Origin of the sequence: Moritella sp. 36 (assembly GCF_018219415.1) — a bacterium.
In the GTDB taxonomy this organism is placed as follows: Bacteria; Pseudomonadota; Gammaproteobacteria; order Enterobacterales; family Moritellaceae; genus Moritella.
Window position 1 is genome coordinate 4600966 of record NZ_CP056120.1, and the last position, 23452, is coordinate 4624417.

General features: G+C 41.9%; 21 protein-coding genes. 8 read left to right on the top strand and 13 right to left on the bottom strand.

Annotated features, from left to right (window positions below; translation table 11 throughout):
- Positions 1-85: 85 nt before the first annotated feature.
- From HWV03_RS20455 to phnW, 3 genes are all read right to left on the bottom strand, one after another.
- A complete protein-coding gene (locus HWV03_RS20455; protein WP_211677714.1) occupies positions 86-1540 on the bottom strand; it encodes an FAD-dependent oxidoreductase in 1455 nt (484 codons plus the stop codon).
- 128 nt (positions 1541-1668) lie between these two features.
- Positions 1669-2511: a phosphonoacetaldehyde hydrolase gene (phnX, locus tag HWV03_RS20460; protein WP_211677715.1), complete on the bottom strand. Its 843-nt coding sequence runs from the start codon at positions 2509-2511 to the stop codon at positions 1669-1671.
- A 150-nt stretch (positions 2512-2661) separates the two neighbouring features.
- Positions 2662-3768 (bottom strand): 2-aminoethylphosphonate--pyruvate transaminase, encoded by a 1107-nt coding sequence (gene phnW / locus HWV03_RS20465; RefSeq protein WP_211677716.1) that lies wholly within the window; start codon positions 3766-3768, stop codon positions 2662-2664.
- Between the two features lie 277 nt (positions 3769-4045).
- Between phnW and HWV03_RS20470 the strand changes: the two genes are divergently transcribed.
- From HWV03_RS20470 to HWV03_RS20490, 5 genes are all read left to right on the top strand, one after another.
- Entirely contained in the window at positions 4046-5053 is a 1008-nt protein-coding gene (locus HWV03_RS20470; RefSeq protein ID WP_211677717.1) for a putative 2-aminoethylphosphonate ABC transporter substrate-binding protein, read from the top strand.
- 230 nt (positions 5054-5283) lie between these two features.
- Positions 5284-6390 (top strand): putative 2-aminoethylphosphonate ABC transporter ATP-binding protein, encoded by a 1107-nt coding sequence (locus tag HWV03_RS20475; RefSeq protein ID WP_211677718.1) that lies wholly within the window; start codon positions 5284-5286, stop codon positions 6388-6390.
- 1 nt (position 6391) lies between these two features.
- Positions 6392-8113 carry a putative 2-aminoethylphosphonate ABC transporter permease subunit gene (locus tag HWV03_RS20480; protein ID WP_211677719.1) on the top strand — a complete coding sequence of 574 codons (1722 nt, stop codon included), beginning with the start codon at positions 6392-6394 and terminating at the stop codon, positions 8111-8113.
- Positions 8114-8216: 103 nt separating this feature from the next.
- Entirely contained in the window at positions 8217-8921 is a 705-nt protein-coding gene (phnR, locus tag HWV03_RS20485) for a phosphonate utilization transcriptional regulator PhnR (protein WP_211677720.1), read from the top strand.
- Positions 8922-9116: 195 nt separating this feature from the next.
- Positions 9117-9950 (top strand): mechanosensitive ion channel family protein, encoded by an 834-nt coding sequence (locus HWV03_RS20490; protein WP_211677721.1) that lies wholly within the window; start codon positions 9117-9119, stop codon positions 9948-9950.
- Between the two features lie 107 nt (positions 9951-10057).
- Here the strand turns inward: HWV03_RS20490 and HWV03_RS20495 are convergent, their stop codons facing one another.
- From HWV03_RS20495 to HWV03_RS20515, 5 genes are all read right to left on the bottom strand, one after another.
- Complete coding sequence (locus HWV03_RS20495) at positions 10058-10567, bottom strand: aminoacyl-tRNA deacylase (RefSeq protein WP_045112363.1); 510 nt, start codon at positions 10565-10567, stop codon at positions 10058-10060.
- A gap of 92 nt (positions 10568-10659) precedes the next feature.
- Positions 10660-11826, bottom strand: coding sequence for an ABC transporter permease (locus HWV03_RS20500; RefSeq protein WP_255546960.1), 1167 nt, complete (start codon positions 11824-11826; stop codon positions 10660-10662).
- Positions 11819-13027 (bottom strand): ABC transporter permease, encoded by a 1209-nt coding sequence (locus HWV03_RS20505; protein WP_255546961.1) that lies wholly within the window; start codon positions 13025-13027, stop codon positions 11819-11821. The genes HWV03_RS20500 and HWV03_RS20505 overlap by 8 nt, the downstream gene beginning before the upstream one ends.
- A 9-nt stretch (positions 13028-13036) precedes the next feature.
- Positions 13037-14035 carry an HlyD family secretion protein gene (locus HWV03_RS20510; RefSeq protein WP_211677723.1) on the bottom strand — a complete coding sequence of 333 codons (999 nt, stop codon included), beginning with the start codon at positions 14033-14035 and terminating at the stop codon, positions 13037-13039.
- Positions 14036-15403 carry a TolC family protein gene (locus HWV03_RS20515; protein WP_211677724.1) on the bottom strand — a complete coding sequence of 456 codons (1368 nt, stop codon included), beginning with the start codon at positions 15401-15403 and terminating at the stop codon, positions 14036-14038. It abuts the gene before it with no gap.
- A 398-nt stretch (positions 15404-15801) separates the two neighbouring features.
- Between HWV03_RS20515 and prmA the strand changes: the two genes are divergently transcribed.
- The 3 genes from prmA to fis all read left to right on the top strand — a co-directional run bounded on the left by prmA (position 15802) and on the right by fis (position 18290).
- Positions 15802-16683 (top strand): 50S ribosomal protein L11 methyltransferase, encoded by an 882-nt coding sequence (prmA, locus tag HWV03_RS20520; protein WP_211673261.1) that lies wholly within the window; start codon positions 15802-15804, stop codon positions 16681-16683.
- 326 nt (positions 16684-17009) lie between these two features.
- The gene (dusB, locus tag HWV03_RS20525) at positions 17010-17975 is read left to right on the top strand and encodes a tRNA dihydrouridine synthase DusB (protein ID WP_211673262.1); all 966 of its coding nucleotides are present in this window, start codon (positions 17010-17012) and stop codon (positions 17973-17975) included.
- Between the two features lie 15 nt (positions 17976-17990).
- The gene (gene fis, locus HWV03_RS20530) at positions 17991-18290 is read left to right on the top strand and encodes a DNA-binding transcriptional regulator Fis (RefSeq protein WP_045108812.1); all 300 of its coding nucleotides are present in this window, start codon (positions 17991-17993) and stop codon (positions 18288-18290) included.
- Between the two features lie 100 nt (positions 18291-18390).
- Here fis and HWV03_RS20535 read toward each other — a convergent pair whose 3' ends face one another.
- The 5 genes from HWV03_RS20535 to tsaD form a co-directional block, all read right to left on the bottom strand.
- Positions 18391-19389, bottom strand: a complete 999-nt coding sequence (locus HWV03_RS20535) for an LPP20 family lipoprotein (protein WP_211677725.1) — start codon at positions 19387-19389, stop codon at positions 18391-18393.
- A 75-nt stretch (positions 19390-19464) separates the two neighbouring features.
- Entirely contained in the window at positions 19465-20997 is a 1533-nt protein-coding gene (locus HWV03_RS20540) for a hypothetical protein (RefSeq protein WP_211677726.1), read from the bottom strand.
- Positions 20998-21006: 9 nt separating this feature from the next.
- Positions 21007-21609, bottom strand: a complete 603-nt coding sequence (locus HWV03_RS20545; RefSeq protein ID WP_211673265.1) for a penicillin-binding protein activator LpoB — start codon at positions 21607-21609, stop codon at positions 21007-21009.
- A gap of 54 nt (positions 21610-21663) precedes the next feature.
- The gene (locus tag HWV03_RS20550; protein ID WP_211673266.1) at positions 21664-22155 is read right to left on the bottom strand and encodes an LPP20 family lipoprotein; all 492 of its coding nucleotides are present in this window, start codon (positions 22153-22155) and stop codon (positions 21664-21666) included.
- Between the two features lie 193 nt (positions 22156-22348).
- Positions 22349-23392 (bottom strand): tRNA (adenosine(37)-N6)-threonylcarbamoyltransferase complex transferase subunit TsaD, encoded by a 1044-nt coding sequence (tsaD, locus tag HWV03_RS20555; protein ID WP_211673267.1) that lies wholly within the window; start codon positions 23390-23392, stop codon positions 22349-22351.
- Positions 23393-23452 lie beyond the last annotated feature (60 nt).

The window sequence follows — 23452 nt, forward strand, 5'->3', positions numbered from 1 at the left end:
ATAAATACATAACTTAAAAAAATCCAGTATTAGCACACGTTAATACTGGATTTTTCATGATCTTTATTACTCACTGAACAGTGTATTACTTATCTGCTTTACCGGCCGCATTAGCAAACTTAGCCAACTGTTTATCTAACCAGAAAGGTGTCGCTTCGTTATCTTCACAACGTTCTTTACGACGAATCGCATTACGTACCATCATGGTACCTAACCAACGCACAGGTTCAGGTGGAAAGCCGCCTTTCGGCCCTGTCGTTAAGCCGTTATCACTCCATTTGTCATTATGGCCAAGTAACATAGATGATAATATTTTGCCACCGATCCAAGTCTGGCCAACGCCACTACCTGAATAACCAAAGCCATAATAAATATTGCCTACGTCTTCAATTTTACCAAAAAACGGCAGTCCAGTTGCAGAACGATCGGAAGGGCCAGTCCAAGTCACCGCAAACTCTTCATCCACCAACGTCGGAAATAATTTATCAAACGACTCACGTAATAACTTGCCATAGCGAGTCGCTTTATCGAATAAAGGTCTGACTGCATTGCCATAAGAGAAATGATTACCTCCCTTACCTAACATTAATCGGCCATCTGGCGTAGTACGGTAGTAATGCACAAAGGTACGTGAATCCAGCACGGTTTTACCGTCTACCAAACCCATTTTTTTCAGCTTTTCTGGTATTGGTTTAGTGATCGCCATATCTGAAGACACCACTACGATCTTATTTTTAAATTGTGGGAATTGCTCTAACATCCACGCATTCAAAGCCATCACAGATTTCGTCGCGTAAACAGTCCCTTTCGGAGTATTAATCACAATTTTATGCTTTGTGTTTTTATTGCTGTTGGTTGACGTAATCGAATTATCATTAATGGCCAACATCGGGGTTTTTTCATAAATACGTACCCCGAGCTGTTCTGCTACGCGCTTTAAACCACGTGCTAATTTACCTGGTTGTACACTTGCGGCAACAGGAGAGAAATACCCTGCTTGATGCAATTCAGACCCGGCATGTAACTGTACTTTCTTCGCTTCCCACGCCTGCCAACTGTTTAATTCATGTTTATCTAACGCGGCTAACGTTGCCTCTAAACCACCGCTTTGCGCAGTATTAGTCGCGGTAAATAGAGTCCCATCACGACGCAGTTCTGCATCAATTTTATACTTTAAACAAAAGGCTTCTATTTCATCCACGGCTTGTTCTGACGCTTTCACGAGTTCAACCGCCTGCGCTTCGCCATACAAACGTCGCATCGACAAGTACTTGGTCGACCACGTTAACATGCAACCACCATTACGACCCGATGCGCCACTACCACAGAAACTTTTTTCTATGATCATTACATCCAGTGTTGGTTGTTGCTGTTTTAGCTGAATCGCTGTCCATAACCCTGTGTAACCACCACCGACAATACATACATCTGCGACGGTATCTGCAGTTAGGGTTTGTGGTTCCACATTATTCCGGTAGTCATCTTCAAGATCCATCGCTTGTTGAAACCAAAAAGGTTGAAATTCAGGCTGTTTAGTCATGATCACACTCTGTGTACTTTTATTTTCATGTAACGAAAAATAGCTAGCCCTATGACTAGCTATTAACTTTAACCACACCCCTGAGGCTTAATGGTTACAAGCGACAGGTTATAAGGCTAAATGAACGATTATGGACGTTCGCCGGCGGCTAAACGTGCATCAATATCAGCAACTACTTGCGGCAGGTCAGCAATGGTATCGATCAGATAATGGGCCTTAAATGGCGTGAAGCGATCACGGGCTTTTTCACGCGACAAGTGTAATGTGGCTTCATCTGCTGCAAGGTATTCCGCTAACGTCAGACCGGCCTCGTTACCCGATAGCAATAAACCAACTGTCCACATACCTGCATTATGCCCTTCTTCAATGCCCGGAACTGAATCATCTACTTTAATACACGTACCAACATCGGTAACAGCCATATCAATCACATTCTTAAGTACCATATAAGGTGCTGGACGACCGCCTGCTGGTAAGTCATCAGTGGCGACAACACAATCAGGCACGTAGCCTTTTTCTGCAGCAACCGGAATTAGCTTGTCCATAACAACACGAGGGTAACCAGAACATGAGCCAATTTTAACGCCTTGCTGTTTTAAGCCATTCACAACATCGAGCGCATGTGGGATGGGATCGGCATGTTCACCAACTTTCGCTATCTGTAGCGGCATAAATGTTTCGTAAATCGCATCAATATCAGCGGTACTAATCGTCGAGCCAAACTGTGCTCGCCAACGCGCTGCAACGTCAGGTAATTCAGATACTGCTTTAATGTGATCCCATTTACCTAGTCCCATAGGTACACGCGCTTCCGCTAGACTAATATCAAAATCATATTGCGCTTTAAATGCCGCAATAAAAATAGTGGTTGGTGCAAATGAACCGAAATCAACAATAGTGCCCGCCCAATCAAAAATAACGGATTGAACATGACTCAGTTTTACGGATTGATCTTGTACGATGTTAGACATAATAATATTTTCCAAAGTAAGCTTTTATTAATGATTTTGTTACAGTTTTTCATGACACCTGATCTACTAACAATGCAGTTAAGCACGACAACACTGCGATGCAGACAGCGATCAACGGTGTATTAACCTCTAAGTTAGTAATCACTTCACTCATGCACTCAATTCCCAATATTTAGCAGTTTCCATCGCCACTAACAAGCGCTGGATATCACTTGGATGTACATCACCAATATTACCAATACGGAAACAGTCAGCGTTTGATACCTTACCAGGATAGATAACAAAGCCTTGCTCTTTCAGACGGTTGTAAAATTCTTTAAATTGGTAATCTCTGTGTGCTGGAGAGTAGAACGAGGTAATAATTGGTGAATGTAAGGACGCATCAAGTAGCGTATCAAAACCCAGCTTCGCCATTCCTGCGACTAAGGTCGTTTGGTTTTCTTGGTAACGTTGATGACGCGCCGCAATACCGCCTTCTTCTTCAAGTTCCAATAACGCTTGGTAAAATGCACGCACAGTGTGGGTTGGTGAGGTAAAGCGCCACTTGCCACCATTTGTTTCCATACAATGCCATTGGTCATAAAGATCTAATGATAACGAACGTGCTAGCCCTTTGCATTTTTCCAGTTCACTTTGGCGTGCAATCACAAAACCAAAACCCGGTACACCTTGAATACACTTGTTGGCTGAACTGATCAGGAAATCAACCCCCAACTCAGCCACATCCAATGGAATACCGCCAAAGCTCGACATCGCATCCAAGATCACGATCTTGCCATGTTGTTTAGCCATTTTGATTACATCATCAATAGGATTAAGCATGCCAGTTGTCGTTTCGCAGTGCACAATCGCGACGTGGGTAATACTGTCATCGGCGATTAATTTCGCTTCCACTTCAGCGATACTGGGTTGCGCAGTTTCACCCGGTGCAATCACGTCACAGGCAATATTTAAATAATCTGCAATCTGGGCTATACGGGCACCATAAGCACCGTTATCAACCACCAGCAGTTTGCCATCAGTAGGAATAATACTGCCGATTGTCGCTTCTACCGATGCAGTGCCACTTCCTTGCATCAATACACTGGTATAACCCGCTTGCTGGGTTGCTAGTTGAACTAACTTAGCGCGGATAACTTCAACAATGTCTTTGTTATATTCATCATCCCAAGTACACCAATCTTTTAGCATGGCTTCTCGTACACTTGCTGTAGTAGAAAGTGGACCCGGTGTTAGTAATAAATATTCATTTTTCATCTCTGCTTCCATTTGGACTATACCAGTTGATGAGAACTCTAGCAGTGGATGACTAGCTTGGTAAATAGCCCAACAGCAGAATTCATAAAAGGTTCATACTCACGAGTTTTAGAAAAACACCGGGACAAAAACGCAAATATAAAAAGAGATGAAACATCCTAATTAATTGAATTTAAATAAGTTGATCATATTTCTGTCACAAAACAACTCTATCATCGAACTCAACAAATCTGGTGCAGACCAGAATCAACCGTTAATAATTTTTGGAGTTACACGAATGAAACAACGTTGGATTATAGGTTCTATCGCTGCCTTAGGCGCCTTATTCACTGCACCAGTATTTGCCGCAGAAGAAGTGGTGGTTTACACCGCATTTGAAACTGATGTGTTAGCGAAATACAAAATCGCCTTTGAAAAAGCTAACCCTGATATCGAAATAAAATGGGTGCGAGATTCAACAGGTATCATGACGGCAAAATTACTTGCCGAAAAAAATAACCCGCGTGCAGAAGTTGTTTGGGGACTGGCAGGGTCATCAATGGCACTGCTTAAAAGATCCGGTATCCTGAAACCTTATTCACCAAAAGGCGTCGAAAACCTGCGAACTAGCATGATTGACCCAGAAGAAAACAAAGCTTGGTATGGTAATGATGCTTGGTTTAATGCCATCTGCTTTAACGAATACGTAGCAAAACAGTACAACCTACCTAAACCGACATCATGGGATGACCTGCTTAAGCCTGTCTACAAGGGTCATATTGCGATGCCAAACCCAGCATCATCGGGCACAGGTTATATGCAAGTATCGGCATGGTTACAAACCATGGGTGAAGATAAAGGTTGGAAGTATATGGCCAAACTGGATGACAATATTGCACATTACACCCATTCAGGTTCAAAGCCTTGTGTACAAGCAGGCATGGGCGAAGTAGCGATCGGGGTATCGATGGCATTACGTGGCGCAAAACTAAAAACCCAAGGCGCGCCACTTGACGTGATCTTACCTGCCGGTGGTATTGGTTGGGAATCAGAAGCGGTTGGCCTTGTTAAACCATCTGCAACAGCCAAGCGTGTTGTTGATTGGTCAATCTCAAAACAAGCCAATGAATTATATAATGAATCTTATGCATTAGTCGGTCATAAGGACGTCAGTAAAGCCGTAAAGAACTATCCAAACGTACAAGAAGCGATGGTTGCAATGGACTTTAGTAAAATGGCTAATGATCGTAAAGATGTACTGCATACATGGTCAGAAAAATTCGATTCAAAATCTGAAGCGAGATAATGATTAATCGAGCTAATTAAACATCAAAGCTAGGCGTTATTTATAATGCCTAGCTTTATCGTTTATGGACAATTATTATCCACATAAAAAATATTAAACACCCATCCTGAATTACTATAAATAATTGTAAAGACTACCAAAAACACTCTAACCGTCATCTAACTGTCATCAAACTGTCACTAACGCTGCCTACCATACTGGTATAGTCCAAATAACTTATGAGTAGTCAGATGAGCACGTATCTCAACATCAATAACCTTGTTAAAAAATTCGGTGATTTCACCGCATTAAACGATATTTCTTTGCAGATCAATCAAGGCGAGTTCATCTGCTTTTTAGGTCCTTCTGGTTGCGGTAAAACCACCCTACTTCGTGCTATTGCCGGATTAGATTTAGCAACATCGGGATCTATTTTACAAGACGGTAAAGACACTACCTTCTTACCGCCAGAAAAACGTAATTTCGGTATTGTATTTCAATCTTATGCCTTGTTTCCCAACTTAACGGTTGCCGAAAATATCAGTGTGGGTTTACACAACCAAGGTAAGTCAGTGGCCGAAGCGGTGGACATTGTTAACCATTGGTTGGGGATTATTGGTTTAGCTGATTCTGCGCCTAAATACCCGAACCAACTATCTGGAGGCCAACAACAACGCGTTGCACTGGCTCGAGCATTAGCGTTATCACCGGGATTATTACTGTTAGATGAACCACTTTCAGCACTGGATGCCCAAGTGCGTTCTCATTTACGTGAAGAGATCCGTACCCTACAACGTAAACTCGGTATTACTACTATCATGGTAACCCATGACCAAGAAGAAGCCTTAGCGATGGCAGACCGTATCGTGGTCATGAATCACGGTGTGATTGAACAAGTGGGTACCCCACAAGAAATTTACGATAAACCCGCATCACGTTTTGTCGCTGAATTTGTCGGTAACATGAATTTCATTGCCAGTTCAGTGATCAGCAGCCAGCAAATTCGTATTGCTGAAACCCTGCTACCAAAACCAAAAGAGACGTTAAACCGTGGTGACATGTTTGACTTAGCTGTGCGCCCTGAAGACATTCAATTTAGTGATGATCCGCAAGGTTTGCCCATACAAGTTAAAGCAATGGAATTCCAAGGGACTTATGTGCGAGCAGAGTGCCAACTAACGGGCAATATGAATGCACCTATAATTAAAGTTGACGTACCGATTCGTGAAGTTAGAGCGCTCGGTTTAAACAATGGCGAATTTCGTCGTATTCGTTATAGCGACAATTACACCCATATATTCCCACGTAAACGAAGCAACTCATCAACCACAGTAAACACACAAGCGGTAGAGGCTTAATATGGATACGATCATCAATAAAAAGCTGATTACGCCAAATTATATACAAAGACTCACACTGGCGTTTAGCCGAGATAGCGCCATTCTTGCCAGCATTTTAATTATCTTAACTGTGCTGATGGGCTTTTTCATTTTAGCGCCGATGTTCACCATGTTTGCCAAAAGCGTCCAAGATATTAATGGTCATTTTATTGGTTTAGCAAATTTCACCGCGTATTTTGCATCCAGTGCTATGCTCAACTCGATTGCAAATACAGTCACGGTGGGATTAGTAACAACAACGATTGTTGGGGTATTAGCCTTTAGTTATGCTTATGCATTAACACGTAGCTGCATGCCATTTAAAACTTTATTTCAAATTATTGGCTCGGCGCCGATCTTAGCGCCATCATTATTACCAGCACTGAGTTTAATTTACTTATTCGGTAATCAAGGCATTGCCAAAGAGCTACTCGGTGGTGCATCCATTTACGGTATTGTCGGTATAACCATCGGCCTGACATTCTGGACCTTCCCTCATGCGCTAATGATTTTAACCACGGCATTACGCACTTCCGATGCCCGTTTATATGAGGCGGCAACCGTATTAAAAAATCATCCGATCAAAACATTTTTCATGGTGACCCTACCCGCAGCAAAATACGGCGTGATTAGCACACTCATTTTAGTGTTTACCTTAGTCGTGTGTGATTTTGGTGTACCCAAAGTGATTGGTGGCAGCTATAACGTGCTGGCAACGGATATCTTCAAGCAAGTCGTTGGTCAGCAAAATTTTGCCATGGGGGCAGTAACCAGTGTGTTACTGTTATTACCTGCAGTACTGGCTTTTGCCATTGATCGTCACGTGCAGCGTAAACAACAAAATCTATTTGATTCACGCTCTGTCGCTTACACACCCAAACCAGATAAATTACGAGATGGTATCTGTTTCTTATTCTGTAGTTCGATAGGCTTGGCGATTATCACCATTATCGGCATGGCAATATATGCATCATTTGTCACATTTTGGCCATGGAACTTAACCTTAAGCTTTAACAATTATAACTTTAGTGAAGTGAGTACCTATGGCTGGTCGCCTTATTTTAACTCATTAACGTTAGCAAGCTGGGTTGCTGTTATTGGTACTATAATTATTTTTATTGGTGCCTACGTGATTGAAAAAGGCCGTGGTTTTGGCCCAATTCGTCAACTATTACAAATGATCACTATTATTCCAATGGCGGTACCAGGTATCGTATTAGGCTTGGGTTATATCTTCTTTTTTAATGACATAAACAACCCACTAAATGGCCTATATGCAACCATGCTCTTACTGGTGGTTAATACCGTGGTACATTATTACACGGTTGGTCATATGACAGCATTAACGGCGTTAAAACAATTACCGGCAGAGATAGAAGCGATTTCAGCATCGATAAAAATGCCACAGTACAAATCATTCTTTGTCATTACGCTGCCAATTTGTACGCCAGCTATCATGGATATAGCAGCTTATCTGTTTATCAATGCATTGACCACCACATCAGCCGTTGTATTCTTGTATGCAACCGATACAATTCCAGCATCAGTGTCAGTATTAAATATGGATGATGCCGGACAAACAGGTTCTGCGGCAGCGATGGCTGTGATGATCTTAATCACCGCGGCGATCGCTAAAGTGATTCATTTAATTGCGGCATCGTTTATCAATAAACGAACTCAGGCTTGGCGTCAACAAAATTAATAACAGACCATTTATTGCTGCCTGGCACTGACATCGCTAGGTAGCTTATCGCTCGACCCCACTTGTTCGGCATAAAATAAATGAACTAGCATCAGAGGCTTTTGTGCAATACCTAAAAATTAAAGAAGAAATCCTACAGCAAATCGAATCGGGATTATTAACCTCAGGACAAAAGTTAACGTCAGAGCGCAAATTAGCAGAGGCATTCAATACTACCCGCGTGACGCTACGCGAAGCATTGTCTTTATTGGAATCTGAAGGTCGGGTATATCGTGAAGACCGTCGCGGCTGGTTTATTTCCCCAGAACCATTACGTTATGATCCAACCAATACCACCAATTTTCACAATCTCGCTCTTAGCCAACAGCGCATTCCGAAAACAGAATTGCTCAGTGCAAGCATAGTACCAGCCGATAAACATATCGCTCAATTATTACAAATAACACCACAGACTGAAGTCATCCGTATCCATCGCATCCGTTATTTAGAAGAACGTCCGGTTGTTCTTGTGACGAACTATGTATTACCTGAACGACTACCAAACTTACTCAGCCACGATTTATCGGCGTCATTAACCGATATTTATCAACAACACTATGATACGCTTTATCAAAGCACCCATTATCGGATCCGTTCATCGTCATTAGTTGCCGACACTGCCGCCCCATTACGTGCGACGTCAGGCTGCGCAGCCATGTATATAGAGCGAGTGAATCATGATCAACATGGCCAGCTACTTGATTGTGATTTGGAGTATTGGCGCCATGATGCGGTAACGATTGAAGCGCAAGCGACTCGCCAGAAATAAACATGAGTAATAGACTATTCCAATAATTCATCGTATATAAGCATCAAACATCGCGCTTTAAAGAGTAAAATAGGCTGTACTTTGTCAATGATTAAAAATAATGTAACATATCAATCAAGCTCGACTAATATAGTCATTGAATGCCCTATGTAAGTACACGCATATTTAACACTCTAAATGATAGGAATTTTATCCATGGAATATCTTGAAAAACTACTAGAGCAAGCCCCTGAGATTGCCGCTATTTACGGCACAAAAATATTATTAGCGTTAGTCATTTTTATCGTCGGTAAATACCTTGCTGGCGTAATGAAAAAAATGACCTCAAAATTACTGCTTAAACGTAATATAGATAAAACAGTAGCTTCTTTTATAAGTAACATGGCATGGACGCTGGTATTTATATTTACCATCATCGCCACCCTTAGCCAGTTTGGGGTGCAAACAGCCTCTCTGGTTGCGATTGTCGGTGCCGCAGGTTTAGCCATCGGTTTAGCTTTGCAAGGTTCACTTTCCAACTTTGCCGCGGGGGTACTTATCGTCATCTTCCGTCCTTGTCGTATCGGTGATTACATTGAAGCTGCGGGTGTAGCAGGTACAGTTGATGAAATTACCATCTTCTCTACACGCTTAATCACACCAGATAACAAAGTTGTGATCGCACCGAATGCCGCAATCATGGATGGTACAATTACTAACTATTCTGCATTAGGCCAACGTCGTTTAGACCTTGTGGTTGGCGTATCATATGACGCAGATATTAAGCAAACGAAAGCGCTTTTAATTAATGTTATCAAAAACAACGAATTTACCCTACAAGATCCAGATTACACAGTAGGTATCCTAGAGTTAGCAGACTCATCAGTGAACTTCGCGGTACGCCCTTGGGTTAGGACTAGCGATTACTGGGGTGCTTATTTTAGCATGCAAGAAGAGCTTAAACTTGCACTTGACGCTGCTGGTATTGCGATCCCTTATCCACAATTAGACTTGCATATACAAGGTAATCCAACACCACCAGCAAGCTAATGTTTAGCGATAGATAATTTTTATAGGTTCTTTACTATAAACAAAAATGGGAGCCAAATATGGCTCCCATTTTTATTGCTATGAATCTTTTTAGCAGTCTTGAACACTCAAAGATCACGACGTTCAAATAACGGTCCTTCTTTAAAGCTATATCCGCTAATATGGCTATGCGGTAAACTGCCCACCGCTTTGCCAAACTGGCGTTTATCTAAATTGATCAGATTCATGTGATCACCCGATTCAATAAACAATTGTTCCTGTTCAAACAACGTATCATCCACCAGCATATCCATACCATAAATCTGCCCGAGTGAGGGGATCGCCCCGGGTTCACAATCTTGAAATAGCGTCGCTAATTCATGCTCTGCCAATAAATAATACTGCTTTCCTGTTTGCCGATTAATCTCACCAATTAATACATGCTTGTTTGCAGGTACTACCGCCATGAGATAATCGCCGCCAATGTCGCGTAAAATGACCGCTTTAGTGACTTGTGAACTAGGAACGTGTGCAGATAGTGCAGAATTAAATGAACTTGCGGTGTGACGATGCTTAACTAAACTAAAATCAATATTGTGACTAGCCAAAAACTGGCCAACTTTGGTTGCCATACTCATTTCAGCCTCCATAAAATACTCTTTCAACAAGCAAAGTATGGAAGCTAAATCGCCACAACGCGAGTTAATCACGCATTATTTAATGAATGATATTAAACTGCACTTATTCTATATTTACGCTGTTTGTAACGCAGTAAAATAATGGCTAATAGTGCATAGACAAACCCTTGAATTAACAACTGAGTTTGAAAGTGTCTTACCATCTCAAAATCGGCGCCCATTTGATTTAATTGCAACAAACCTTGAATAGCGGCGGTACTTGGGAATAATTGCGATACTGCGACGAGCCAAGTTGGAATTTCACTCACAGGCCAAATAAAACCACTACTGAACAATACCGGCATTGAGCTAAATAAAATAACCTGTGTCGCCGTTTCAGCTTGGTTATACAATTGCCCTAAGGCCACCCCAAGACACACTACGGCCAACAAGAAAGGGACCAATAGCTTAAGGATATCCCATGCTGCCGCCAGGCGGTTGACACCATAAATATCCAATGCAAAACCAAAGTAATACAAACTAAATACCAGATACAAACTGAGGAACACGCAGCTACGCGCCAGTAACAACAATGTCGGTGATGCGGTTAACCAATAACCTTGCTCTTTCGCCCTTGAACGTTCGTTTTGACTGCCAGATAAGATACCACTGCCAATTAATAACGTTTGCTGCAAGATCAGAATAAACACCGCTGGCACCACGTAATCCAAATAACCATTAACCTGATTAAACACAGGTTGTAGGTTTAACGAAGCGGGCTGCCATTGTTGCTTAGCTAACAAGATATTTTCTTTATCAACCGTTAATCTCGCCACTTTAATCTGCGCTGATAATGTTCCGCCCGCTTTCAGGATCCCCGATGCGATGGTCGAATACGTCATAAAATAAGTAGCATCACCACCTAGCGATAAGGTGACCGCTTTTTTCATCAATAAATCACGGCGGAAATGTTCAGGAATAATTAAGAACCCTTTAATTTCTCCTTGCTCAATTAACGCTTCAGCATCCCTGACAGAATCAACTTGACCAGTAATACGGGTATCAGGACTGGCATTAACCATGCGTATTAATTCGCGACTCATCGAACTGCGATCATAATCAATAACCACTATTTCAGCATTTCTTGATACTTGCTGAGAATACGGTAACGGATATAAGATCGAGTACATAATAATGCCACCAAATATAGTCAACAAAATACTACGGTCGGCAAAAATACTTTTTATTTCGAGTACAACAAGTGCCAAGAATTTATTCATCTTCATGCCCCATTGCTGGCTTGTTTATATTATTCAAAACGGCGAGCTCACGATGGCGCTTAATACGAAATATTGCCACAACTAGCGTCAATACAAAGAAGCCTAATGACGTGAGTTGCGGTAACAAGGTCATAAAGCCTTGCCCGTAATTAACCTGCCCTATTTGCAACTGCATATAATGCGTAATCGGTAATAACGAACGCCATATTTGTGCTAGCTGCGGCATACTTTCTGCTGGAAATGTCACTCCCATAAATGCAAATGCTGGGGCTGAATAGGCCGCGCCCATACTAATTGCTTGGGTCAGGTCCATCGTTAATGTAAAGATAAATAATGCTATCGCTTGACCTGCTAATACCCCCGCAACCAGAATTAATAATAAATAACCCCAGTTGCCATGCATGGGCAAACTTAAATAACCGTAAAAGAAACTTAAAAATAATAAACCATGGACAACAGAAAGTAAGGTATAGGGTAGTAACTTGCCAATCACAGCACTAACGACCGCACCATCCGCACGCTGAAACCAGTTATTTTGGGTATTGTTTTTATATTCCAACCCAAATGCCAACAGCACCGACACCAAAATAAAGATTTGCCATAGCGCAGGAATAGCGGCTGTGACCAAGAAAGGTACATAATTAGTTGACGCATTATAAAGCGGGTTAACTTGCGTTGATATCGGCGCGACAGCCCCTTTAATCACAGCTAGGTTCCCCCCACTCGCCAATGTTTTAACCGCATCAATTTGTGCTGTAAACGTGGCAAAGGTCTTCGCCATATTTGACGATACCAACTTACCAATTAACACGTACTGCGCATTGTAGAAAGTACTGACTTCTGGGGTCATCGCGAGATAAATTTGCTTTTCAAACTCACGCGGAATATACACGACAGCATACACCTCACCACGCTGCATTAGTGCTTTACCTTCGGCAAGACTTGTCAATTGAGCCGTCACCGCAAGCGAAGGACTGCCATCAATATAACGCACCAAGCTGCGTGACAATCGGCTGTGGTCTTGATCAACAACCGCGACAGAAAGATCACGTGGAATCCCCTGTGAAAAAATAGCATACACCAACAACATGCAAGCAATTGGTAACCAAGTCACCAATGATAGTTGCCATTTCGATGCCAATATCAGTTGGTTTTCCCGCTGCCAAACCGCTTTGACCTGAGTAATAAATAAACTCATCATCAAACCAACTTACTGCGCTGTCGCTGACGGAGCCAGCTCAACTAATACACTCATACCGACACGTAGATCAGCAATAGGCTTAACAGGTCTTGCTTCAATTTCAAAAGTACGTAAATCGAACCCTTTCGCACTGTCTGTCGATCTCCAAGTCGCATAATCCCCCATCACTGCAATATGAGATATTTGATATTGGTATGTTGCCTCACCTAACGCTGGAATACGCGCCGTTAATATCGTGCCTTTTTTCAACCGTGGTAATAAATCCTCACGAATATTAAATACCGCCCAGCTATCGTTAATATCGACAATACTCACCACAGGAAAACCAGTCGGTGCAAGCTCACCCTCTTTTAATAATATCTGTACCACTTCACCATCACGCTGTGCGTATTGCTTGGTATCTTTAGTATAAGACTCGACTTCAGCAACCACACCTTCCGCCATGCGTTCTTGCTCGATAGCCGCTTGTTTGGTTTCTTTACGCGCCCCTTCTTTAGCCATTTGATAACCTTGATACGCGGCATTTTGAGTATATTTAGCTGCTTGCCACTTGGTGTAGACTTCATCACGTTTTTGCTCAGGCAATACTCCGTCTTTATAAAGATTATCAACTCGCTGATAGGTTTTTTCCATCAACTCCGCTGCCGCTTGAGCTTTTTTCCACTGATCGTTAGCCGCAATAACTTGCTGTTCACGGGCACCTGATTCAGCTTGCTTACGCATCGCACTTGCCGCAGAACGACCCGCTTTTGCTTGCGCCAACTTAGCCTCTAATTCAGGACTCGCCAGTGAGAAGATTAATTGCCCTTGGCTAACCAATTCGCCTTTTTTTACGTCTACCGAGGCAATACGCCCCGGGATCTTAGACGATATATTATATTGCTCGGCTTCTATTTGACCTTGTAACAATATGCTTTTCGGCTCGTAAGCACTATTGAATTCAAATACCAGCCAGCCAATAACAGCGAGTGCGACTACCGCAATGATGCCTGTTTTAACGTTACTCATTTATTTAACCTCGATACCATTGATTTTTAGATAGTCCATAAAGCGATCGATATCGCCGCTAACAGATAGTAATTGTGCAAGTGATTTAACATAGTTATAGCTTGCAGATAGACGCTGAACACGAATACTCGTTGCATATAACTGTGCATCGGCCATTTCCAGTGATGTTGATAGACCTTGGCTAAATGCCTTTTGACGCAGTACCACAGTTTCTTCTGATAACGCTTGGCTCGATGCCAAAGAATTATATTCTTCTAACGCTTGGCTCATTTCGGCATAGGTTTTCTCCACTAGAATGGATAAATCTTGCTGCATTTGCATTTGTAATAAGTTCACACGACGTACTGAACTTTTTGCTGCAACAACTTCTTGCGAAGTACCCGAACGCTCAATAATAGGAATACGAACACCAACACCGACCATCCATTCTGGTACCGATTGGCCCATAACAGAGTCATCAGAATATAAATTATAATTACCGTACAGCATCACTTCTGGTAGATGCTTAGCGAAAGCCATTTCAACCATGCCTTTAGCTTGCTCACGCTTGGCATTTAAAACCGCAATACCAGGATGGTCTGTTAATGTTTTGCTTAAATATGGCGTTACAGAAGTCGCACTGTTATTCACAAATAACGGCGTGGTTGGTAATACCGAATCTTGCTGTTTTAACATCTTGGTTAACGCAAGTTTGGCAATTTCATAATCACGTAGCGATTTTTGCGCTTCAATTTGCGCTTTGTCTAACGAGACTTGCGCCATAAGTCGTTCAACTTTGGCTATTTGACCTTGCTGTTCTAATTTAATCGCGTGATTAAGGTGATCGGCTAAAGCATCCACCGCATCGAGACGAACTTGATACACTTGCTCGGATAACACCACCCCAAAATAATACTGCACCAATTGCGTAAATGTCGCACGCGTAGCTAAATCATAATTACTTTCCGCTTCACTCACTTGTGCTTCACGAATATCTTGTGCCGCGGTAATTCGACCGCCAGTATAAATCGGCAATACTGCATTCAATGAAGAGTGAGCTACATTTTGATTGGATAACGGGACGCTATTAGGGAGCATTCCAGCTATTATAGGGGAAATAGCACCCACTTTTCCTTTCACCCCTGATGTATCGATTTCTATCGGTTTATCTAAATGAGTATATGACCCCGTAATATCAACATTCGGCAAATAGAGCGACTTCGCTGCACTCTGTAATGCTTCAGAGTGCTTCACTTCTTCTTTTTTTGCTTGCAATGCATCATTTTTCTGCACTACTTGATACCAAGCTTCAGAAAAATCGATAGCAGCAGCTTGTACATTACAACTTAATGCAATGGCAGAAATAACGCCATAAAAGACTGTTTTCATACTTTATTCCTAAAATCACGCCGTTGTGGCATAGCCCGTTGATATTAATTAATTAATATCAAACAATTAAACAACGATGGGTAATATTTTCAATAACTGTACACACGGTCACGTTTATACAATAACAACCACAAATAGAGTTTATACTCTAAAAATAGAATGTAGAAGATGACAATGAATAACCAAGAACGAATGATAACGTATAAATTTGTTGATAACTATGTCAGTGTTAGACTAATTTTAATAACGCTTAGTCCATAAGCGCACAACTGTAGATGTTAATGCGCCATAGTTAGGTCCATAAAAAACGTAAAATTGCATTTAATTATCATATTCCGATGGTGTCTTATGGCTTAGGTGCGTACAATTATGCCCACGAAATAACTGAGAGAAAATCGATGCCTTGGATCCAATTAAAAATTAATGCTAACGAAGAAACAGCTGAGAAGATAAGCAACATGCTATCTGGCGCAGGAGCAAGTGCTGTCACATTTATGGACTCACAAGATACACCAATCTTTGAACCACTGCCGGGTGAAACACTGCTTTGGGGTGATACTGATGTAACAGGTTTGTTTGATGCAGATAAAGACATGCAGCCAATCCTCGCTTTCTTAGCAAAAACCAAGGTATTAGGTCCAGATTTCCGCTATAAATTAGAATTATTAGAAGATAAAGATTGGGAACGCGAATGGATGGAAAACTTTCATCCAATGCAGTTTGGTGAGCGTCTATGGATCTGCCCAAGCTGGCGCCCAGTGCCAGATGAAAATGCCGTTAACGTCATGCTTGACCCAGGTTTAGCATTTGGTACTGGTACCCACCCGACTACCGCCTTATGCCTAACATGGTTAGATGGCCAAGATTTAGCTGGTAAAACCGTTGTCGATTTCGGTTGTGGCTCTGGTATCTTAGCAATCGCAGCACTTAAACTAGGCGCAAAACGTGTGATCGGGGTAGATATCGACCCACAAGCTATCTTAGCAAGTCGTGATAACGCTGAACGTAATGGCGTTGCAGACCAAATTGAATTGTATTTACCCGCAGATCAACCTGAAGGTATCAAAGCTGATATCGTGGTTGCGAATATCCTTGCAGCACCACTACGTGAGCTATCAGGGCTTATCGTCAGCTTCTTAAAACCAGGTGGTAAACTGGCCTTATCTGGTATTTTGGATCACCAAGCAGCAGAATTGAACGAAATTTATCGTCAGCACTGTATCATGGATGAACCAACATTCTCTGATGAGTGGGCACGCTTAAACGGCCAAATCAAATAATACTAGCCATACTGTTTATTCTACATAAGCAAATTCAAAAACGAGGCTTGTGTAGATAAAACGAACAGTAAGTACGTAAAAAACGTGCGAACAGTAATTAATCAGGCTAAAATGCAAGCTATCTCAATTTCACATTTAATCTAAGTGAAAATTGAATAATAAGTAATTTAGCTCGATTATCTGTTGTTATAATTTGATTTTGAGGTGTTTTTTTTACTATTTAATGATTTTAACTAAAAAAATATTCAATAGTCTAATTATTAACCTTTTAACTCGGGTGAAAACTGCGTAACATACGCCGCCTTAGAGCAAATGAGCCGCAACAGATGAAAATAGGTCCTTATCTTCTGGATAACCAACTATTCTTGGCTCCAATGGCTGGTGTTACTGACCGCCCATTCCGTCAACTTTGTCGTGAATTGGGTGTTGGTATGGCCGTGTCAGAGATGTTATCGAGTAACCCTCGAGTTTGGTCTTCAGAAAAATCGCAACAGCGTATGGATCATGCTGGCGAAACCGGGATCCGTTCAGTGCAAATCGCAGGTGCAGATCCGGCGTTGATGGCAGCAGCCGCGCAGCATAATGTAAAAAATGGTGCGCAGATCATTGATATCAACATGGGTTGTCCTGCGAAAAAAGTGAATAAAAAAATGGCTGGGTCTGCATTAATGCAACATCCGGAGCAAGTGAAGCTAATCTTAGACGCGGTAACGAACGCGGTTGATGTACCAGTAACACTAAAGATACGTACCGGTTGGGATCCAGAAAATCGCAATGGTATACAGATAGCAGAAATCGCAGAGCAAGCTGGAATTCAAGCCCTTGCGGTTCATGGTCGTACTCGAGCCTGCCTGTATAAGGGCAATGCAGAATACGACACTATAAAAGCGATTAAAGCTAGCATTAGCATTCCTGTGATCGCGAATGGTGATATTGATAGCCCAGAAAAAGCAAAGCAGGTACTTGAGTACACAGGTGCAGACGGTCTTATGATCGGACGTCCCGCTCAAGGTAATCCTTGGATTTTTCGGGAAATAAATCACTATCTTAAAACAGGTGAAAAATTACCCGTACCAACTGCAGACGAAGTTCGCCGAGTCATTTTGCAACATGTCGAAAACCTACACCAGTTTTACGGTGAGTTTAAGGGCGTTCGATTTGCACGCAAACACGTCGGTTGGTACATACAACACCAGACTAATGGTGTTGAGTTTCGTAAAAGCTTTAATGCATTGGAGAGTTCTGCTGAACAACACCTTGCATTAATGAAATATTTTGATGATTTAAGCTAACGAGAAGAGCAATATATGTTTGAACAAAATCTGGCTCCTAGTGCCCTAACAACTACTGCAACCGTGCAACAAGCTGAGCAAATTGTACAGAAACCATTACGTGATTCTGTCCAACAAGCACTACGAAATTACCTTGCACAATTAAATGGCCAAGACGTAGAAAACCTTTATGACTTGGTATTAGCAGAAGTTGAAGCGCCAATGCTAGATATCATTATGCAGTATACTCGCGGTAACCAAACCCGTGCAGCTGTGATGATGGGCATCAACCGTGGTACTCTTCGGAAGAAACTAAAACGTTACGGTATGAACTAAGCGTCATTGTCATAACGTAATGTAATAAAAAGCCAGCCCTGATAAATCAGGACTGGCTTTTTTTATACACAAAATAAGATGTGCCAATAAAATGAATAAATTATATTTCCGGCGTTAATACTTGATATACATATCCGGGTAATTCAGAACTCAACTTAGTCGCTAATCGTTGCTCTAATAATTGCTCACTTTGTGCAGAGATCTTAAATGGCCAACGTTTATTACTAATACTGCTGTTGCCATCCATCACATTCAATACAATGTTGCCACGTAACCAATACCACGCCTGACGTTGTTCTACAGCGCCTTTATCCAATGTTAATACTAGTTTGTATTGGCTATCATCTTTTAGCTGTACGCCAACCTCTGACGCCCCTCCCTGCAAAGACAATAACGCTTGCTCATCTGTTGCCAACGTTGAAAATGATAATGCAGCTAAACGGCTTTTAATCATTTTAGTTAAGGTTTCGACCGAATATTCAACGTTAATGTCATTCCCTGTCACAACTCGTAGATTATTATTGTCATTTAAGCGTGTAATTTGGCGCTGACGGGCACTTTCTAATGAACTAAGGGCAATAAGAGGGTTCGGCGCTTGCTGCTCAGCATACTTCACTGCTGCACTTGTTTGTTCATCTGCAGCGCGTATTGACTGCATAAATAATGCCGCCGCAGGTGCTTTTTTCATTACTGCGAGACTAGACTGCTCACCGCTAACCGGATCCTGCCAGCGTTCGACAATACGGGTGCCTTGCAGAACTTGTTGCGCTTGCGTGTTTACAAAACGAGATAAGGTTTGCTTGTTATCGACCTGACGAATAGTACTGCCACTGGCATTACTTTGACTGATACTTGCTTCGCTAAAATCAATACTTTCATCAGCAATCGATACTTCAAAAATTTTTGCTAAATTAGCTAATGCACGATTATCTGCCACACTAGCCGATTTCGCTTGACCAGATGCGCTTAAATAAACGTTTTCAGGATAGTTAACATCAGCACCGTCTAACCAAGCTGGACGTTCAGGGGTACTACTACACGCGCTCATCAAGATTGCAGCAGCAGAAATTAAACTGGTAGAAAAGAATTTATTTATCATATGTTCGAGTCCTGTAACAAGCCGTTACTTGAACGCTAGCCCACATTGAATATAGGGCCAGCAATTCATGAATAACTAAGGTGATAAGGTGTAGTATGCCTTTTTAGCGGCACTTGAATAGAATAGTAAAACGGTTTTACCCGGCTTCAATAACAAAGGCTTCGCACTAACAACAACCGGAACATCGCTAATATTCGTCATTGCTACCGTCTCTGAACTCGGGTCATCCATACTAACAAGATTATCTTTATCATTAGCAAGTGTTGTATTTGACTGCGGTAAACTAAATCCGTTGTCAGATTCAGCGGCACTATTGCTAGTCTTATCGGTAATACTTGCGGTTGCATTAACTAATGTTGGGTCAACTGATGCTGCTAATACAGGTATAACGGGCGCGATATCAGTAACAGATAAGCCTCTAGTCTGGCTTGGTTGCTGTAAATAATAAGCGCCTGGATCTAATGCCAAACGTTGCACTTGAATACTCGCCGGTAGCATATTCCAGCTACGTACATCAGCCATTTCACTGACCATGCTAGTAACATTCAATAACAAGGTCGCTAATCCACCCTCGTCATTTTTCTTCACTTCGTGTAATGCAGTTTGTTTAATAATAACCCGCGCTAATGCTGCTGCATATATATCAGCAGACTCAGCATCAAGATCGGCACGTGCTAATAAGTTTACATCATCAAATATTTCAGTTTCGGCCGTTTTACCAAGTACGCTAAAGCGCCAAGGTACAGGTTTAACATAATCATTGTCATAATAAGGTAATGCCAAGGAAATGTTATAGCCTAAACTTGGTACATAAACACTTAAATAACGTTGTTGCTTCGCTGATACAACACCGCCCCAATATACTAAGACCAACTGACTTTTACTGCGATCAGGCGACTTTACGTCATGGCCAAATTTTTTCACATATTTAGCATGTTCAGAGCTGAGACCTAATTGCTTAGACGCAAGCAGTAAGCTGTCTTGCAATACTCTCGGTATCTTGATCTTACTGGTTTGCATTACTTGGTAAGCTTGGCGATAACTGATCATGGCATTATCGGTTTCACCGCCAAGTTCATACACCAAACCGCCCAAATAATAACTACTTGATACTAGCCCTGATAATCCATTATCCGACAGCCCTTTTGCCAACTCTTGCATTTGCAATACTTCAACACGGGCGCCATCAAGGTCATCCTCCATCAAGTAAGACAAGATCAATAACTGCTGTAATAACATTCGTTCACTGGCAGTACTGGTATAGCTCCGTAACGTTTCATTAACAGTTACAGCGCCAATGTTTTCGCTAACACTTAACGCTTGTAACTGATTAATTTCAGTTTTAGCGGCTTGTAGTTCACGAATACCACCCGCAAAATCACCATTTACAGCGCGCAATAAGCCTAATGTCAGTTTATATTGGGCTAAGTCACGCTCGGGGTATTCCCGTTGCGCAACGTCGGCCAATACCTGACTGGCATTACCATTATCTAGCGTTTGTGCCAAATCATTGAGTTGATGCTGCTGCAACGAGCAGCCTTGCAACAAGCTAAATACGATAACCGCGAGATAACGCCGCGAACGTAAAAATGTTAATACAGCTTTCATTACGACCTATTAATAACGTAGTTTACCGTTAGACACGAGTTTCTTCAGTTTCTTCTGACCAACCCATACTTTGCGGTTATCCGCTAGGCTGATTAGGCTTAAATCAACTTGGTAATAACGTACTTGCTCGCTAGATGCAGTATCAAGAATTGTGTTGATCTGACCTTTTAGGATAAAGTCTGCACCTTTCTCTTGGCCTGCAGCTTTACGTGTTGATTCAGAAGAATTTAAATCTTGGTCAATACGCTCTTCACGGATCTCGCTACGTTCGTCACTTGATGCAACAAACTCAACACGACCACTGTTAATTAATTCACGTTCCATTTCATTAACAAATGTTTTGGTATTAATGTGTTCATGGCTTAAATTACGCACAGAACCCACGATCACAGCAGGTGCTTTACCTGTTTTTGCCGCGAAGTTGCTATACCAAGGACGCGCTAGCGCATCGCTGATCATTTCCTGCGCTACCATTTGTGAATCAGTATCATTCCAAGCACCACTTAAATCTACCGTTTGACCCGCATCAATACGCTCTACAGAGGTACTACAGCCGGCTAATAATGACGATACTAAGATCGAGCCTAATACTAATTTGAATAACTTATTCATTGCTATTTTCCTTTCCAATTTGACGAACGACTATTAATAACTTACTAAATACGGTTACTGCTTTGATTCTAATGCTGCTGCACGCTTAATTGCCGCTTCAAGATCAGACAGGTCTAATTCTGCAAAAGCATAAATATCGCCATTGTCTGGGTTCTTCCAACGGCCAATAATTTTCACGCCATTCAGTGCTAATTTCGTTTTCGCTTTAATTTCGCGCTCAACATTAGCGCTTACTTCACCATTGGCAGCGGCTGTATAATCAGCCTGCATCGCATCAACAGATGTAGCTAGGATACGCGCTATTTCGGCACGTGCACGACTATCTGCAACAGATTTTTGTAAAGATTCGTCAGCAATGCCATTTGACATCCCTACACCGTGTAATAGACGGCCTGAATCATTTTCAACGGCTTGTGTACCAATATTAACCCAATCAGGTGCACCACTAACGCCTAAGTCGCTGTCAATGCTAGTTTGACTAGAACATGCTGATAATAAAGCCATTATTCCGGCTGCGACCGTAACTTTCAATGTTGCTATTTTCATGATTAACTTATCCCTAAAAAGTGTTTAGATAATATATAGTATTATAATTTAAAATAATATTTAGCCAAATACACTTACGTAGCCTTTACACAAGCATAAAAAAAACCAGACAATCTACCGATAGTCTGGTTTATTTTGTTCAAATTTACCGATATCGGTAGCTATGACAACTAAATTATCAAATAGTTATGACTTATATCGCATCCATTTGATCTAATGGCCAACGTGGGCGTGCAGTGATCTCTAAACTGTCATCGCCACCGTGACGTAAACGCTGTAAACCGGCATACGCGATCATCGCGCCATTATCAGTACAGAACTCAATACGCGGGTAAAATACTTCGCCGTTTTGCTTATTCATCATTTCTGCTAATTTGATGCGTAAGTATTTATTTGCACTTACACCACCAGCAACAACCAGACGCTTAATACCGGTTTCTTTAATTGCTCTTCTTAACTTAATCGAAATGGTATCTACAACCGCTTCTTGGAATGCAAACGCAATATCAGCACGGGTTTGTTCATCAACCGCATCTGCACCCGCTTCTTCTGCTAACTTCTTTTCTTTAGCAATCGTATTCGCCGCGAATGTTTTTAGCCCTGAAAAACTAAAGTCTAAGCCGGGACGATCAGTCATTGGGCGTGGAAACTTATAACGTCCAGCGACACCGTTATCTGCTAATGCTGATAATCTTGGGCCACCAGGGTAATCTAAGCCCAGCAGTTTCGCGGTTTTATCAAATGCTTCACCGGCAGCGTCATCAACAGATTCACCCAGTAATTCATATTGACCAATACCATCAACACGCACGATCTGAGTATGACCACCCGACACTAGCATCGCTAAGAAAGGAAAATCTGGGGTTTTCTCTTCAAGCATTGGCGCTAACATATGACCTTCCATATGGTTAATACCTAATGCCGGAATATCCCACGCATAAGCGATACTACGACCAACCGTCGCCCCCACCATTAATGCACCAACCAGTCCAGGACCCGTTGTATAGGCAATACCGTCAATATCATCTTTAGTACAGCCCGCTTCTGCTAATGCGGCTTTAATCAGTGGAATAATTTTACGCACATGATCACGTGACGCTAATTCCGGTACCACACCGCCATAATCGGCATGCAGTTTTACTTGGCTATAAAGTTGATGAGCCATTAGCCCTTGTTCATCACAATAAATTGCAATGCCGGTCTCATCACATGATGTTTCTATTCCTATTACGCGCATTTTATTCATTCACCTTATACATGACTGCACAATAGTACCTGCGCTATACTTATTTCTCCA

Coding starts and splice junctions, on each gene's coding strand:
- HWV03_RS20470 (WP_211677717.1), top strand. CDS start 4,046: ATGAAACAACGTTGGATTATAGGTTCTATCGCTGCCTTAGGCGCCTTA.
- phnX (WP_211677715.1), bottom strand. CDS start 2,511: ATGTCTAACATCGTACAAGATCAATCCGTAAAACTGAGTCATGTTCAA.
- HWV03_RS20490 (WP_211677721.1), top strand. CDS start 9,117: ATGGAATATCTTGAAAAACTACTAGAGCAAGCCCCTGAGATTGCCGCT.
- prmA (WP_211673261.1), top strand. CDS start 15,802: ATGCCTTGGATCCAATTAAAAATTAATGCTAACGAAGAAACAGCTGAG.
- HWV03_RS20550 (WP_211673266.1), bottom strand. CDS start 22,155: ATGAAAATAGCAACATTGAAAGTTACGGTCGCAGCCGGAATAATGGCT.
- fis (WP_045108812.1), top strand. CDS start 17,991: ATGTTTGAACAAAATCTGGCTCCTAGTGCCCTAACAACTACTGCAACC.
- tsaD (WP_211673267.1), bottom strand. CDS start 23,392: ATGCGCGTAATAGGAATAGAAACATCATGTGATGAGACCGGCATTGCA.
- HWV03_RS20455 (WP_211677714.1), bottom strand. CDS start 1,540: ATGACTAAACAGCCTGAATTTCAACCTTTTTGGTTTCAACAAGCGATG.
- HWV03_RS20510 (WP_211677723.1), bottom strand. CDS start 14,035: ATGAGTAACGTTAAAACAGGCATCATTGCGGTAGTCGCACTCGCTGTT.
- HWV03_RS20480 (WP_211677719.1), top strand. CDS start 6,392: ATGGATACGATCATCAATAAAAAGCTGATTACGCCAAATTATATACAA.
- HWV03_RS20545 (WP_211673265.1), bottom strand. CDS start 21,609: ATGAATAAGTTATTCAAATTAGTATTAGGCTCGATCTTAGTATCGTCA.
- HWV03_RS20475 (WP_211677718.1), top strand. CDS start 5,284: ATGAGCACGTATCTCAACATCAATAACCTTGTTAAAAAATTCGGTGAT.
- HWV03_RS20515 (WP_211677724.1), bottom strand. CDS start 15,403: ATGAAAACAGTCTTTTATGGCGTTATTTCTGCCATTGCATTAAGTTGT.
- HWV03_RS20535 (WP_211677725.1), bottom strand. CDS start 19,389: ATGATAAATAAATTCTTTTCTACCAGTTTAATTTCTGCTGCTGCAATC.
- HWV03_RS20540 (WP_211677726.1), bottom strand. CDS start 20,997: ATGAAAGCTGTATTAACATTTTTACGTTCGCGGCGTTATCTCGCGGTT.
- dusB (WP_211673262.1), top strand. CDS start 17,010: ATGAAAATAGGTCCTTATCTTCTGGATAACCAACTATTCTTGGCTCCA.
- HWV03_RS20495 (WP_045112363.1), bottom strand. CDS start 10,567: ATGAGTATGGCAACCAAAGTTGGCCAGTTTTTGGCTAGTCACAATATT.
- HWV03_RS20505 (WP_255546961.1), bottom strand. CDS start 13,027: ATGATGAGTTTATTTATTACTCAGGTCAAAGCGGTTTGGCAGCGGGAA.
- HWV03_RS20500 (WP_255546960.1), bottom strand. CDS start 11,826: ATGAATAAATTCTTGGCACTTGTTGTACTCGAAATAAAAAGTATTTTT.
- phnW (WP_211677716.1), bottom strand. CDS start 3,768: ATGAAAAATGAATATTTATTACTAACACCGGGTCCACTTTCTACTACA.